Annotated in this window: 13 protein-coding genes and 1 tRNA gene; 6 read left to right on the top strand and 8 right to left on the bottom strand. The window is 46.6% G+C overall.

All coding sequences use genetic code 11. From position 1 onward, the window contains the following. Window positions 1–322 precede the first annotated feature (322 nt). Window positions 323–3,283 (top strand): TrlF family AAA-like ATPase, encoded by a 2,961-nt coding sequence (locus NXT09_RS09370; protein ID WP_268579495.1) that lies wholly within the window; start codon window positions 323–325, stop codon window positions 3,281–3,283. A gap of 223 nt (window positions 3,284–3,506) precedes the next feature. On the opposite strand, the gene NXT09_RS09365 is transcribed toward NXT09_RS09370, so the two are convergent. Both NXT09_RS09365 and NXT09_RS09360 read right to left on the bottom strand, forming a co-directional pair. Next, window positions 3,507–3,755, bottom strand: a complete 249-nt coding sequence (locus NXT09_RS09365; RefSeq protein WP_268579494.1) for a helix-turn-helix domain-containing protein — start codon at window positions 3,753–3,755, stop codon at window positions 3,507–3,509. Between the two features lie 84 nt (window positions 3,756–3,839). Then, window positions 3,840–4,094: a helix-turn-helix domain-containing protein gene (locus NXT09_RS09360; RefSeq protein ID WP_268579493.1), complete on the bottom strand. Its 255-nt coding sequence runs from the start codon at window positions 4,092–4,094 to the stop codon at window positions 3,840–3,842. Window positions 4,095–4,198: 104 nt separating this feature from the next. On the opposite strand from NXT09_RS09360, the gene NXT09_RS09355 reads away from it, so the two are divergent. After that, window positions 4,199–4,441, top strand: a complete 243-nt coding sequence (locus NXT09_RS09355) for a helix-turn-helix domain-containing protein (RefSeq protein ID WP_268579492.1) — start codon at window positions 4,199–4,201, stop codon at window positions 4,439–4,441. A gap of 84 nt (window positions 4,442–4,525) precedes the next feature. Here the strand turns inward: NXT09_RS09355 and NXT09_RS09350 are convergent. Next, window positions 4,526–4,601, bottom strand: a tRNA-Phe gene (locus tag NXT09_RS09350). Between the two features lie 172 nt (window positions 4,602–4,773). On the opposite strand from NXT09_RS09350, the gene NXT09_RS09345 reads away from it, so the two are divergent. Together NXT09_RS09345 and NXT09_RS09340 are read left to right on the top strand one after the other, a co-directional pair. Then, window positions 4,774–5,613, top strand: a complete 840-nt coding sequence (locus NXT09_RS09345; RefSeq protein ID WP_268579491.1) for an AraC family transcriptional regulator — start codon at window positions 4,774–4,776, stop codon at window positions 5,611–5,613. Between the two features lie 41 nt (window positions 5,614–5,654). Further along, window positions 5,655–6,245: a LysE family translocator gene (locus NXT09_RS09340; RefSeq protein ID WP_268579490.1), complete on the top strand. Its 591-nt coding sequence runs from the start codon at window positions 5,655–5,657 to the stop codon at window positions 6,243–6,245. Here NXT09_RS09340 and NXT09_RS09335 read toward each other — a convergent pair. The 5 genes from NXT09_RS09335 to aspA all read right to left on the bottom strand — a co-directional run bounded on the left by NXT09_RS09335 (window position 6,242) and on the right by aspA (window position 11,899). Continuing rightward, window positions 6,242–6,817: a transcriptional regulator gene (locus NXT09_RS09335; protein ID WP_014914059.1), complete on the bottom strand. Its 576-nt coding sequence runs from the start codon at window positions 6,815–6,817 to the stop codon at window positions 6,242–6,244. The two genes, NXT09_RS09340 and NXT09_RS09335, sit on opposite strands and share 4 nt — an antisense overlap. 34 nt (window positions 6,818–6,851) lie before the next feature. After that, window positions 6,852–8,582, bottom strand: a complete 1,731-nt coding sequence (locus NXT09_RS09330; protein WP_268579489.1) for a protein-disulfide reductase DsbD — start codon at window positions 8,580–8,582, stop codon at window positions 6,852–6,854. After that, entirely contained in the window at window positions 8,558–8,890 is a 333-nt protein-coding gene (cutA, locus tag NXT09_RS09325; protein ID WP_010286405.1) for a divalent cation tolerance protein CutA, read from the bottom strand. The genes NXT09_RS09330 and cutA overlap by 25 nt, the downstream gene beginning before the upstream one ends. Window positions 8,891–9,039: 149 nt before the next feature. Further along, window positions 9,040–10,341, bottom strand: coding sequence for an anaerobic C4-dicarboxylate transporter (locus NXT09_RS09320; protein WP_010286407.1), 1,302 nt, complete (start codon window positions 10,339–10,341; stop codon window positions 9,040–9,042). 118 nt (window positions 10,342–10,459) lie between these two features. Then, window positions 10,460–11,899 (bottom strand): aspartate ammonia-lyase, encoded by a 1,440-nt coding sequence (gene aspA, locus NXT09_RS09315; protein ID WP_039522514.1) that lies wholly within the window; start codon window positions 11,897–11,899, stop codon window positions 10,460–10,462. Between the two features lie 528 nt (window positions 11,900–12,427). Here aspA and NXT09_RS09310 point away from each other — a divergent pair. After that, window positions 12,428–12,901, top strand: a complete 474-nt coding sequence (locus NXT09_RS09310; RefSeq protein ID WP_012773216.1) for an FxsA family protein — start codon at window positions 12,428–12,430, stop codon at window positions 12,899–12,901. Between the two features lie 231 nt (window positions 12,902–13,132). Next, window positions 13,133–13,426: a co-chaperone GroES gene (locus tag NXT09_RS09305; protein ID WP_005971295.1), complete on the top strand. Its 294-nt coding sequence runs from the start codon at window positions 13,133–13,135 to the stop codon at window positions 13,424–13,426. The last annotated feature ends 27 nt before the right edge of the window (window positions 13,427–13,453 follow it).

The following is a 13,453-nucleotide window of genomic DNA, read 5'->3' as shown; positions in this document are numbered from 1 at the left end:
CCGTGCTGAAGATGAGTTATCCTATGTTTGTGACATTGATAGGAATGTTTGAATAGTTATTTTGATCTTTTATCTAATTTAATTTAACCTCGGATCATGGAAGGTTTCAGAAAAATATGTAGCAAGGGGCTATAATTATTGGAAATAATTAAAGATGAATTAAGAGGTTGATTTAATTATTGCCATAATAATTACCGTCCTATGCAAAACATACTTTATATACAATCTTCTACTATTGATGCTAAATTCTCATGGTTTTTTAATAACATTGAGGGATTTATAGCACTCAGATGAAATTATCTAACTTTACTAAGGAGATTATATGATTAACCGAGGTTCTGATTGGAGAAAATGGGATTTACATGTTCATACAAAAGGCACAAATAAGAACGATCAATTTAAATCATTTTCAATAGAAGATTTTTTTTATTATTTTTTTAAAAAAGCCTTCGATAACAAAATTTCTGCAATTGGAATAACTGATTATTTTTCAATTGAAAGGTATTTAGAAGCGATTGAGTATCAAAAAAATATAGAAAATAAATTAAATGAATATGGCGATGCTCTTTTTAGTGGTGATGAGGTTAAATTTATAAAGAATATCTTTCTTTTCCCAAATGTAGAGTTGAGAATGTTACCAACAACAAATAAGAGTAAGTTGATTAATATTCACTGTTTATTTAACCCAGACTATACATCCAATCTAGAACATGATTTTTTTTCTAGAATAAAAAACGAGCTATCATATCAAATGACTCGTCATGGAATTATCAGTTATGGTAAAAGCCTAGATCCTTCAATACAAAATGAAGGGGATCAATATAAAAAGGGAGTTGATAATTTTACTGTAGACATTAAATCACTAAATGAAACTATTTCTGGAAATCTAAAGAATAACACTATTTTAGTCGTTAGTAATTCTAGTAACGATGGTGCATCGGGAACACAGGGACACTATGAACTATTCGAGAATGAACCTGGGAGTTTAGATGGTGTACGTAGGTCTATTTATAATTTATCCGATGCAATTTTCTCATCAAACCCTAAAGATATTAAATATTTCCTTGGGAGAAAGTCTCAAGGGAATGAAAATTATAGTGAGAAAATATATAGAAGTGAAGTAGATGAAATAAAAAGAGATAAAGGTTCATTAAAGCCTTGCATTGTCGGTTGTGATGCGCATACAGAAGATGAGTTATTTACTCGATTTACGTGGATTAAAGCTGATTTAAATTTTGAAGGGTTAAGACAAATTTGTTTAGAACCAGAGTCTAGAGTTAAAATACATCCTACAAAACCAGATTTTAAAGAAGGAAAATTTATAATTGAAAAGATTAGGTTTATCTCCCCAGGTAACATTTTTTCTGGCCGTCAAATTTACCTTAATCCGAATCTTAATGTTATTATTGGTGGTAAGTCTTCTGGTAAATCCATTTTGTTGTTTGCTATTGCAAAAACACTATCTTCTGATTTAGGTATTTTAAAAAACAAAAATGATAATTATTTATATGAGTTAGATGAAATTGAAAAAGGATTGGATTTTGAAGTGACGACAAAAGGAGGTTTTAGCCAGAAAATAAATCTTCGAGAAGATAATGGTGAGAATTCCATTATTCCTGAAATAAAATACATTCCTCAAAATTATTTAGTGAAACTTGCAGAACCGGAAGTGAATAAAACCGGAGCGCCGCTCAATAAATTAATTAGAAATTTAATCATTGAAAATAATGATGCTAATAGATTATATGCTGACTTTATTAGCAACGTTACTCAAAATGATAAATTTAGAAATAATCTTATTGACTTATACTTTAAAATATCCAAGGAAATAAAAATTTCAGAAGATGAGTTAAAAAGTAAGTCGAATAAAGAAGTTCTTACTGGGAATATTGAGGCGAATACAAAAAAAATAGAAGAGTTAAATAAAAGCATTAAATTAACACAAGAACAAATTGATAGCTTTAAGTTTTTGCAAAATAAACTAGAGGTAAATAAGAATAATATCAATGGAGTTAATGAGGATTATTTTTATGTAAAAAATGCCAACTCTGAATTATTGCAAATGTTAGGTAATTTAAAATTTAGAAAAGATAGTTTATTATCAAATTTAAAATCACCAAAAATAATTGAATACTATAAAGATATTTATTCTATAGTAGATATGTTACTCGTTAAAATTAACGAGGTAGAGAATTCCTTACAATTAGAAACTAAAGATGACGGTGTGAGCTATTTTAAATTCGATTGTAAGTTTAATGAAGTACTGAGTTTTTTGAATGCTGAAAATAAGGAAATAACCAATAGTATTCAGCCATATTTAAGCGATCGTGATGTAGGAAAAGATATTGAAAAACTTAATGAATCAATCACTAATGACAAAAGGTTATTGGCAGATATCGATATATTAATGAAAAAAATAAAGGAGGATAAAGAAAAATTAGAAGCAACTAGAAATAGAATAATAGAAGTATATGAATCCAGTTATCAAGAGTACATCAAGATAATTGAAGGGTTGAAAACCAGAACGAATGAGTTGGAAAAAGATGGTTTAACTATTGTTGGAAAGGCTAAATTTAACTTTCAGAAAATGAAAAAATCATTACTAAATGTTAGTGATGGAAGAAAATCATCTTATAAAGGGTATTCAATTTTGTCAGATGATATAGAATCAACGAGTGAAGTCGACTACCAAAAAATTATAGATGATATTAAGAGGCTTTTTGATGATATAACATCAGGTAAATATTATTTTAATCGAAATGCTAATATTGAAAATGTTATTAAAGATGTGTTAGATGATTATTTTTTTGATTATTGGGAGATTACGTATAAAAATGACAAATTAGGTGAGATGTCCACAGGGAAAGCAAGTTTTGTTATTTTAATGTTGATTGTTGGTCTGAGCACTTCAAAGGCCCCTATTTTAATAGACCAACCAGAAGATAATCTTGATAATAGATCTATTACCACTGATTTAGTTGGTTACTTACGTAATAAAAAACTTGAAAGGCAAATCATTGTTGTAACTCACAATGCAAACATTGTTGTTAATGCAGATGCAGAGAATGTAATCGTTGCAAATCAAATTGGACAAAATAATGATAGGGATTCTAGTTCTTTTAGATTTGACTATATTAATGGAGCTATTGAAAACTCTTTTGATAAAATAAATCATGAGAAGGATATATTAAAGTCTATGGGGATTCGTCAGCATATTGCTGATATCGTTGAGGGTGGAAAAGAAGCATTCAAAATGAGAGAAAGAAAGTATAGATTTAACTAATATCAATATTATTTAATGTGACTGCTTTCTTTAAGCAGTCTTTTTTTGTGTTTTATCTAAAACATCATTAAATACTTAACATAAAGTATTCTGAAATGTTGTGTAAATTTTTTACACTTATATATTTTCAGCACATCTATGCTTTTATCAAGATTGTGATTACAGATAAAACGCCTTTTATGAGAGTTTAATAATTTATCTTTATCACTAAAGATTTAAATCATTAGCCAAGCGTTTTACGTTTAGAAGGGATCTTAGCAATAATGTCGGCGGGGTCTAACGAGAGTAAACGGGCGATATGGGTAAACTCTACGATGTCTAACCTTCTTTCCCCGTTCTCAACCTTGGCGATAAACGATTGAGGACGATCTAGCGCTAACGCTAGGTTTCCCTGCGTGATCCTTTTGGCAATCCGTGCTTCACGTAATGCTTTGATAACTATTTGATATTCATCAGAGTAAATAGAAGCCATCGATTCAACCCCATAAAATTTGGGATCAAATATCCGTTGTGTGCTGATTTATCCCAAAACGGGATAAATAAAGGTTTGTAGTGATTACTTGATGTCATCTATCTGTATTTTATGGGCTATTTTTTCTAAAACTGTAGAAGCGTCTACAGATAGCAGGTGAGCTATGTGAACAAATTCAACAACATCTAGCCTACGCTCCCCATTCTCGATTTTGGCTACGAAAGACTGAGGTCGGCCTAAAGTGTTGGCTAAATTTTCTTGGGTTATGCCTTTTTCGATTCTGGCCTCTCTCAGTATTTTTATAACTGATTGATATTCATCTGAATAAATGGATGCCATTTTGGTGACCTTGATTAATATCCCAAAATCGAATATCAATCATTTTCTTTTTTATCCCAAAATGGGATAATTGAGCCGATTTATCATAGGGAGAGGTTAGAGAAATGGATAAGAACGATTGGCATCCGGCAGACATTATTGCTGGCCTGAGGAAGAAAGGCACAACGCTGGCGGCGGTTTCAAGGGCATCTGGATTAGCGTCTTCAACACTTGCTAACGCGTTGACAAGACATTGGCCGAAAGGTGAGAGATTAATTGCCTGCGCATTAGGAAAGCAGCCGGAAGAGATCTGGCCGTCACGCTATCAAGGTATGAACCCGAATCATGGGGAAGGGGAGGCGGGATAGCGTTCTCGTAGAGAACCGAACCCAGTTCAGAACCCAATCCCCAAAAGCAAAAAACCAGCCGTTAGGCTGGTTTCTTTAAATTAGTGGTGCCCGGACTCGGAATCGAACCAAGGACACGAGGATTTTCAATCCTCTGCTCTACCGACTGAGCTATCCGGGCAACGGGGCGCATTAAACCTTAATCCCGTATGATCGTCAACCCTATTTAGGGAAAAGCTGTTCAACTGCTTAACTTTACGGCAATCTGATCGGGTAGGCGTCGATTTTGCACAAATCTTCCAGAATTGATGCCTATGAACGGGTAATGCTGGTAGCGAAAAGAGGGGAGCGAGATGGCGAACGACTGGCTTGAGCTACGTCAGCATGCAGATACGGGGATTGAAACGATCAAGGCGCATTTTGAAGGGCACGCCTACGATCCACACTGGCACGACAGCTACCTCGTGGGCGTGACGCTTTCCGGTACGCAGCAGTTTCACTGTCGCCGTGAGCGACATCATAGTCGGCCTGGTGATGCCTTTTTGCTGGAGCCGGGTGAAATCCACGACGGTGACGCGCCGGTCGATGGCGGGTTTACCTATCTGACGTTTTACCTCGATGAGCACTGGCTGACCAATGCGTTGCACGGCTTATATGCTTCCACGCCAGGAAGTTACTCGCTTCATTTTGCGCAAACACTCACGCGTGATCCACTGCTGGTTCGTTCGATTGGCGACACGTTCGCCACGCTTCACAACGATGAAATGAAAATCGTGCAGCAGAGCACTATGGATAACCTGCTCTCGCAGATCACCGCGCATTGCCACTGGCGAAAAAGGTTGCCCTCTCAGGTGCAAAGCACGGCGGTGGCCCATCGCGCACGCGATTATCTTTATGCACATCTGGGCGAAAATATCGGCCTGTCTGACCTCGCGCGGGAGACGGGCACCGATCGCTTCACGCTGACACGTTGCTTTAAACGTGAATTTCATCTGGCTCCGCACGCCTGGCTTATCCAGCTTCGTTTGGCGAAAGCACGGCAGCTACTGGCATACGGCGATCAGCCTGCCGACGTGGCTGCGACCCTGGGTTTCTCCGATCAAAGCCATCTTGGCCGTTGGTTTCAGCGGGCGTATCGGATCTCGCCTGCCCATTACCGTCGGTTGTGCACAAACCTTCCAGACGTTTCCTGAAAATAGCGGCACAGTCAGGGCTCTTAAAAAAGGAGTGACCTGTGAGTTTGATGCCGTTTCTGCTGTTTGCATTTGTCGCCTCGATAACGCCGGGGCCAACGAATATCCTGATTTTAACTAATAGCCAACTCTATGGCGTGAGAAACACGTTACCCGCAGTGGTCGGTGCCTGTGTGGCGGCAAGCGCTATCGTACTGATTTCCGGTGCTGGCGCGGGGGAGATGCTGCGTCAGTATCCGGTGGTTCGTCAGGTGATGAGCTGGGCGGGCGTGCTGTGGCTAAGCTGGATGAGCTGGCAGTTATTCAGGGCACCCGCCGCTAATCTCTCTGGCGAATCGCACAACCGTTTTACGGCTCGCGCAGCGGCGTTGTTACAGGTGATTAACCCGAAAACGTGGATGATGGCATTAGCCGTCGTGAGCTTGTTCGCCCCTGAGGGGGAGCATGCATTGCGGGAGATATCGATAATGGCGCTGTGGTTTTTGATTATCTCGATGGTCTGTCTGGTGTGCTGGGCAGGGCTGGGGAAGGCCGTGAACAGGGTGTTTCGCACCACCGTTGCAATGGTGCGCTTTCAGCGCCTGATGGCGCTGTGTCTGTTCGTTTCCGCCTGGGCAGGCATGCTCGCTTAGGTCAACGCGCCGTTTTTGCGACACAGCGCAAAGCGTAAGACATCTTCTGCTAACCGCTGTGCAGTGGCGATGCTGGCGGCCTGATGCTTGACTAACAGGTTGCTCAGGCAGCCTTCCAGAATCAATTCCATCTGTTGAGCGACCATCTCAGGATCGTCGGTTTCCAGCTCTTCCAACAAGTCGCGGGTGTACTGATAAGACGCCAGCTTCTGCTGTTCCGCAATCTGGTGGATAGGGTGATTGATATCAGGGAAGAAGCTGCACGCCGCAATAAACAAGCAGCCCGGATAACGCTGTTTGTTCACCGACTCGTGCAGCACCTGATAGCGTGCCAGCAGCTTTTGCTCGATACTTTTCTCGTCGTCCAAGAGAAGCTGACGTCGCCAGGTATCGACCTGCTGGCTATGGTGACGCAGGCCGTCGTACAACAGCGCTTCCCGATCCGGCCAGAATGGCGTCAGTTCCTCTACCGGAACGCCTAGTCTCTCCGCCAGCATATCCAGCGTTGTCATGGCAAAGCCGTGCTGCTCCAGCAGAGTAAGCGCATGTTCAAGAACATCTTCCCGTTGCATTAGGTCTCCTCCAGAAGCACATATATCGTGTTGTTTATGGGCTGAACTTCTGCAAATGCGCCTTAAATTGTTCAGCGTTCATAAAACCGGTGACGCGCGAGCCGGGGATTTCTTTCCCCTGAGCGTCAAAAAATACGATGGTCGGCAGCCCTAAAACCTGTAGCTTTTTCAGCAGCGCGTTTTGTTCTTCGCGGTTCGCGGTGACGTCCGCCTGTAGCAGCGTGATGCGCGACAGATGGTTTTGCACCGCCGGGTCGCTGAACGTGTATTTCTCGAACTCTTTGCAAGCCACGCACCAGTCAGCGTAAAGATCGAGCATAACAGGCTGAGCGCTCTTTGCCAGCGCGCTGTTGAGATCGGCAATATTGGCGACAGGGGCAAAGTTCAGTGCTGAGGTGTGGGCTTGCGCCACGCCAGCCGGAGGAAATGCCCAGTCTTGCAGCGGTTTAGCGCTGATCACCACGCCTGCCAACAGCAGCAGCTGTACGCCGCGCATCCAGCCTTTGCTGCTGCGCAGCGTCAGCATGAGTGCCCAGCCGAAGAAGGCGATACCTAACGCGCTCCACAGCCGCATTCCCCACGTCTCGCCCAGAATGCGTTCCAGCAGGAAGACGGGCAGCGCCAGAATAATGAAGCCAAACGCTTCCTTAACGTACTGCATCCACGGGCCGCTGCGCGGCAGCAGTTTATTGCCGAACAGCGTGACCAGAATGAGCGGTAATCCCATGCCGAGCGCGTAGAGATAAAGCGTGCCGCCACCTGCCAGCATGTTACCGCTCTGGGCGATGTAAAGCAGGATGGCGCTGAGCGGGGCGGTGGTGCAGGGGGAACAAATTAGCCCAGCCAGCGCGCCCATGCAGAATACGCCAGTGACGGAGCCGCCTTGCTGACGGTTGCTCCACTCTGTCAGTCGGGTTTGTACCGAGGACGGGAGCTGGAGCGTATACAGGCCAAACATGGACAGCGCCAGCGCAGCAAACATCACCGACAGGCCAATCAGAATGTAGGGATGCTGGAGCGCGGCCTGAAAGCGTAATCCGGCGGCGGCGACAACCAGCCCGAGCAGCGTGTAGGTCAGCGCCATGCCCTGAACGTAGGTCATCGACAGCAGCAGCGTGCGGCGCGGCGTCAGCTGTTCTTTTCTGCCCAACACCAGACTGGCAATCAGCGGGTACATTGGCAGGACGCAAGGGGTAAAGGAGACGCCGATACCAATCAACAGCGCCCACCACGGCGAGAACGGCATCGGCGTGGTCTGCGGCGGTGCCGTCTGGGCTGATGCAGTATTCGAGGTATCTGTGCCTGCGTTAGCAATCACCTGACTGAGAGGGACGACGCGCGTTTCCGGCGGATAGCAGAAACCGGCATCGGCGCAGCCCTGATAGGTGACTTTAACCGTCGCGCCGCTCTCGGCCTGTTGAATCGGAACCGTTAGCGCCAGCCGATCCCGCAGAATAAAGACCTGACCGAAGAACTCGTCGTTATGGCTTTCGCCCTGTGGCAGTTCCACTTTGCCCAGCGTGGCGCCGTTCCCTTCGATCTTGATTTGTGCGCGGTACAGGTAGTAATCAGGATGGATATCCCAGCGCAGATTGAGCTGGTTATCCTGCTGCTGAAACTCAAAGGCGAAAGCGCCATCGACAGGCAGAAAGCGTGACGTCGTGCTGTTGCCAAACAGTTTCTGACCGAAAGAAGAGGCGGCCACACTGGGTGTGCCGAAAGCCGTCCATAACAGGAAAATCAGCGTAAAGATGCGTTGAGCCATGTCAGATAATCGCTATCGCCCCCGGATACCGGCAGGACTAACAGTTCCGGCGTATCGTAAGGGTGTTGTTGTTTCAGGTGAGTCAGCAGGGCTTGCTGATGTGAGGTATCGCTTTTTATCAGCATTTGTACTTCTGATTGCTGTTCGAGCTTGCCTTCCCAGTAGTAGAGCGAACGTGCGCCGGGCAGCAGGGTGACGCAGGCGGCAAGCCGCGTTTCCAGCAGCGAGTCGGCAAGCCGTTGCGCGCAGGCGTCGTCAGGTGCGGTACATAATATGACGACAGCATCGCAAAGCGGGCGGTCAGACATCACATCCTCCGTGTCAGATGAACAAATTCCAGACAACCAGAGCCACACTATACCTTGCTTTATTGTTTGAAGGGAATGAACTGCGAGAGTGGAAAGAAGCGGATCGACGAGTTACGCCGATCCGCGAGGGACTGTCTGACAGGCAATCTTTAGATCAGGATGCTGCCAAGGATGAAGCCAAATATCACCGACAGCGTAATCGCCATCACGCCCGGAATCAGGAAGGAGTGGTTAAACACAAACTTGCCGATGCGCGTTGAGCCGGTGTCGTCCATTTCCACGGCGGCCAACAGAGTCGGGTAGGTCGGCAGAACGAACAGAGCGGAAACGGCAGCAAAAGACGCAACGGCCGTGACCGGAGACACGCCCAGCAGCAGCGCAGCAGGCATCAATGCTTTTGCCGTTGCCGCCTGCGAGTAAAGCAGCGTCGCGGCGAAGAACAGCACGACGGCCAGCATCCACGGGTAGCTTTGCAGCAGCGCGCCAGCGGTATCCTGAATATCGGAAATGTGCGCTTTAACAAAGGTATCGCCCAGCCAGGCCACGCCCATCACGCAGATACAGGCGCTCATGCCGGACTTAAACGTGCTGGCAGAGAGGATGCGCGCGGTGTCGATTTTACAGGTGATGCAAATCAGCGTGGCGATCGTCAGCATAAAGACCACAATCGCTTCGTTACGTGGTAGAACGGGATTCTGAATCAGCCCAACTGTGCCGCTGATCGCTGTGGCATACAGCACGACAGCGACAATGCCGATCAGAAATAGCATCACGGAAAGTTTGGCGCCCGGTTTGATCTCATGCTGGCTATTACCGCGCAGCGTGGTTTCACCTTTTTTCAGACGTTCCTGATAAATCGGATCGTCTTTCAGCTCTTTACCCAGGAAGTTGGTCACAATCGCCGTCAGCAGGATGGCGGCGAGCGTGGTAGGAATGCAGATGCCTAACAGCAGCAGATAGCTGACGCCGTGCGGCTCAAGAATACCGGCGACAAACACCACCGCCGCTGAGATTGGCGACGCGGTAATGGCGATTTGCGAGGCAACAACGGCAATCGAAAGCGGACGAGAAGGGCGAATGCCCTGCTCTTTGGCAACTTCGGCGATAACCGGCAGGGTGGAAAACGCGGTGTGTCCGGTTCCGGCCAGAATCGTCATGAAGTAGGTGACCAGAGGGGCGAGAAAAGTCACGTATTTCGGGTGCTTACGCAGCAGTTTCTCCGCCAGACTGACCAGATAATCCATTCCGCCCGCCACCTGCATCGCGGCGATGGCAGCGATAACGGCCATGATAATTTCAATGACATCAAAAGGGATCACGCCGGGCTTTATCTGAAACCCCAGCGTAAGAACAAGCACTCCCAGGCCACCGGCGAAACCAATGCCGATGCCTCCCAGTCGTGCTCCCAAATAGATGGCAAGCAGAACGATCAGTAACTCAAGACCAAGCATGACTATGCTCCTTAATTAATAAAAAATTCATAACTTATTCTTATGGCCGTAGGCGGCAAAAAATAAAGGCACGCTGTTCTTCGTGAACGGACGTGCCTGTGGGTATTAGGTGTTGGTGTTAGGGAAGCTCGTTTTCATCGGTGTAACGTTTGGCTTTGTACGCCGGATGCATCAGGTTCTGGATAGAGAAAATGTCATCCAGCTCGGCTTCCGTTAGCAGGCCGCGCTCCAGCACGACTTCACGCACGCTTTTCCCCGTTTCTGCGCAGATCCTGCCGACGATATCGCCGTTGTGGTGGCCGATGAACGGATTCAGGTACGTCACAATCCCGATGGAGTTGAAGACGTAGGCTTCGCACACGCTCTTGTTGGCGGTGATGCCGTTAACGCATTTCTCCAGCAGGTTGTAGCAGGCGTTGGTCAGAATGTGGGTCGATTCAAACATCGCCTGACCGATGACCGGTTCCATCACGTTTAACTGCAATTGCCCGGCTTCTGACGCCATCGTGACGCAGGTGTCGTTACCGATGACCTTGAAGCACACCTGATTGACGACTTCCGGCACAACCGGATTCACCTTGGCGGGCATGATTGAGGAACCCGCTTGCAGTTCCGGCAGGTTGATTTCATTCAGACCAGCACGGGGGCCGGAAGAGAGCAAACGCAGGTCATTACAGATTTTCGACAGCTTCACGGCCAGCCGCTTCAGCGAACTGTGTACCATCACATAGGCACCGCAGTCTGACGTCGCTTCGATCAAATCTTCTGCTGGCACGCACGGCAGGCCGCTGACTTCCGCCAGACGCTGTACCGCCAGTTGCTGGTAGCCGTCTGGCGTATTCAGACGCGTACCGATGGCGGTCGCGCCCAGATTGACTTCAAGCAGTAGTTCCGACGTGCGCAGCAGGTTTTTGATTTCTTCCTGCAACAGCACGTTAAACGCATGAAATTCCTGGCCGAGCGTCATCGGCACCGCGTCCTGCAACTGGGTACGACCCATCTTCAGCACGTCTTCAAATTCTTTGGCTTTACGCTCGAAGCCATCGCTCAACTTCGCTATCGCCTCGGTTAGCTTCAGGACGGACGCATAGACCGCGATACGAAATCCGGTGGGGTAGGCATCATTAGTGGACTGACATTTGTTCAGATGATCGTTGGGATTCAGGTACTGGTATTCGCCTTTCTGGTGGCCCATCAGTTCCAGACCAATATTGGCTAATACTTCGTTGGTATTCATATTGACCGACGTGCCAGCGCCCCCCTGATAGACATCCACCGGAAACTGATCCATGCATTTTCCGTTATTCAGCACTTCATCACAGGCACGGATGATGATGTCGGCGATTTTTTTCGGGATAGTTTGCAGTTCTCTGTTCGCTAACGCCGCCGCTTTCTTCACCATGACCATGCCGCGTACGAACTCGGGAATGTCACTGATTTTATTGTTGCTGATATAGAAATTTTCGACGGCGCGCAGCGTATGAACGCCATAATACGCGTCTGCGGGAACTTCTCGGGTGCCTAACAGGTCTTCTTCAATACGGATGTTTTCTGACATGAGAGTGCCTATCCTGTTGTGCGGCTAGTGATGCAACTAGACGCTGTGGGCTGGTGTGTCGGGCGGCGTTATCGTGGGAAACTGTTATCTCAGAAAACGTGCTCTCTCAGGCAAACAGTGTGACCCTGGATAAACCGTCTTATCTCGGCAATAGTCTCGGGATGTTTGACCAACCAAGTATCCATTGCCGTGAGGATATGTCGTTATGAAAGCGAAAAACAGGTGTTTAGATCACTATACTGGCGTTCTCTACCACTACAGTAAATGAACTGTGACTGTAGTCACGAGTCACTATTTTAGAACAATATTCGTGGGGCGGCGGCATTGAAAATGCGCAAGGCCGTCCCCATTTAAGTCACTCATGATGTGCCAGATCGCAGAGCAGGGCGCGCATTTTACCTAATCCATTGGTAGTAAAGTCGATGGGCAGTAACGCGTACTGGGTTTTCAATCGCGATGGGCTTAACACGTTCTTATTCACACACGTTTTTATTAAAACAGTACGCGTAAAACACACAGGAGAACCGGGTGCGCTGGTTACCGTTATTACTTATTTTTCTTTTGGCTTACATCGAGATATCGCTGTTTATTCAGGTGGCTGAGGTGCTGGGCGTCGCTATGACCCTGCTGCTGGTGGTCTTCACGTCCTGCGTGGGGGTCTCACTGGTGCGAAATCAGGGGATGAAGACGCTGGTGCAGATGCAGCAGAAAATGGCAGCAGGTGAAAGCCCGGCGGCTGAAATGGTAAAAAGCGTGTCACTGGTGCTGGCAGGCTTTCTGCTCCTGATTCCGGGTTTCCTGACTGACTTTCTGGGGCTACTGCTTCTGTTGCCACCGGTGCAAAAAAGCCTGACGCTCAAACTGATGCCTCACCTGCATATCTGGCGTTCCGGCTCCGGCGCGTCGTCGTCCTCTGGTGGTAACACCTTTGAAGGTGAATACCAGCGCAAGGATGGCGGGAGCGCAAATATTGAACATCGGGACGATCGTGACGACCGTTAACGTCACGATGAACTGAAAAACAGATAAGGATTATCATATTGATAATCCTTATTTTTTATCTGCTGTTTGCGACAAGTGGCCGCCTAACGCAAAAAAAATGAATTTTCTCCCTTGAAGGGCGGTGAAACGTCCCCACTTAGAACACCACAAGGCCAATGATGAAAAGCATAAGCAAAACATCGTCGGCGTTTATCCTAAACCGATATGGACTTTCTCAAAGGAGAGCTATCAATGAATATTCGTCCATTGCATGACCGCGTGATCGTCAAGCGCAAAGAAGTCGAGTCAAAATCTGCTGGCGGTATCGTACTGACTGGTTCCGCTGCTGGTAAATCTACCCGCGGTGAAGTTCTGGCCGTAGGTCACGGACGTATCCTGGAAAATGGCGAAGTGAAGCCGCTGGATGTGAAAGTTGGCGACATCGTTATTTTCAATGATGGCTATGGCGTGAAGGCAGAGAAGATCGATAACGAAGAAGTGTTGATCATGTCTGAAAGCGACATTTTGGCAATTGTTGAAGCGTAATTGCGCGTAATCATCTGAACTGAACGA

The organism is Pectobacterium jejuense (assembly GCF_026800125.1).
In the GTDB taxonomy this organism is placed as follows: Bacteria; Pseudomonadota; Gammaproteobacteria; order Enterobacterales; family Enterobacteriaceae; genus Pectobacterium; species Pectobacterium jejuense.
Note: the sequence above shows the minus strand (reverse complement) of the source record. Positions and strands in the feature narration are given on the sequence as shown.

Bases quoted from the DNA above. Each gene is read 5' to 3' on its own strand.
- NXT09_RS09305 (WP_005971295.1), top strand. From the start codon at position 13,133: ATGAATATTCGTCCATTGCATGACCGCGTGATCGTCAAGCGCAAAGAA.
- NXT09_RS09335 (WP_014914059.1), bottom strand. From the start codon at position 6,817: ATGCAACGGGAAGATGTTCTTGAACATGCGCTTACTCTGCTGGAGCAG.
- NXT09_RS09330 (WP_268579489.1), bottom strand. From the start codon at position 8,582: ATGGCTCAACGCATCTTTACGCTGATTTTCCTGTTATGGACGGCTTTC.
- NXT09_RS09360 (WP_268579493.1), bottom strand. From the start codon at position 4,094: ATGGCATCCATTTATTCAGATGAATATCAATCAGTTATAAAAATACTG.
- aspA (WP_039522514.1), bottom strand. From the start codon at position 11,899: ATGTCAGAAAACATCCGTATTGAAGAAGACCTGTTAGGCACCCGAGAA.
- NXT09_RS09320 (WP_010286407.1), bottom strand. From the start codon at position 10,341: ATGCTTGGTCTTGAGTTACTGATCGTTCTGCTTGCCATCTATTTGGGA.
- NXT09_RS09370 (WP_268579495.1), top strand. From the start codon at position 323: ATGATTAACCGAGGTTCTGATTGGAGAAAATGGGATTTACATGTTCAT.
- NXT09_RS09355 (WP_268579492.1), top strand. From the start codon at position 4,199: ATGGATAAGAACGATTGGCATCCGGCAGACATTATTGCTGGCCTGAGG.
- NXT09_RS09365 (WP_268579494.1), bottom strand. From the start codon at position 3,755: ATGGCTTCTATTTACTCTGATGAATATCAAATAGTTATCAAAGCATTA.
- cutA (WP_010286405.1), bottom strand. From the start codon at position 8,890: ATGTCTGACCGCCCGCTTTGCGATGCTGTCGTCATATTATGTACCGCA.
- NXT09_RS09345 (WP_268579491.1), top strand. From the start codon at position 4,774: ATGGCGAACGACTGGCTTGAGCTACGTCAGCATGCAGATACGGGGATT.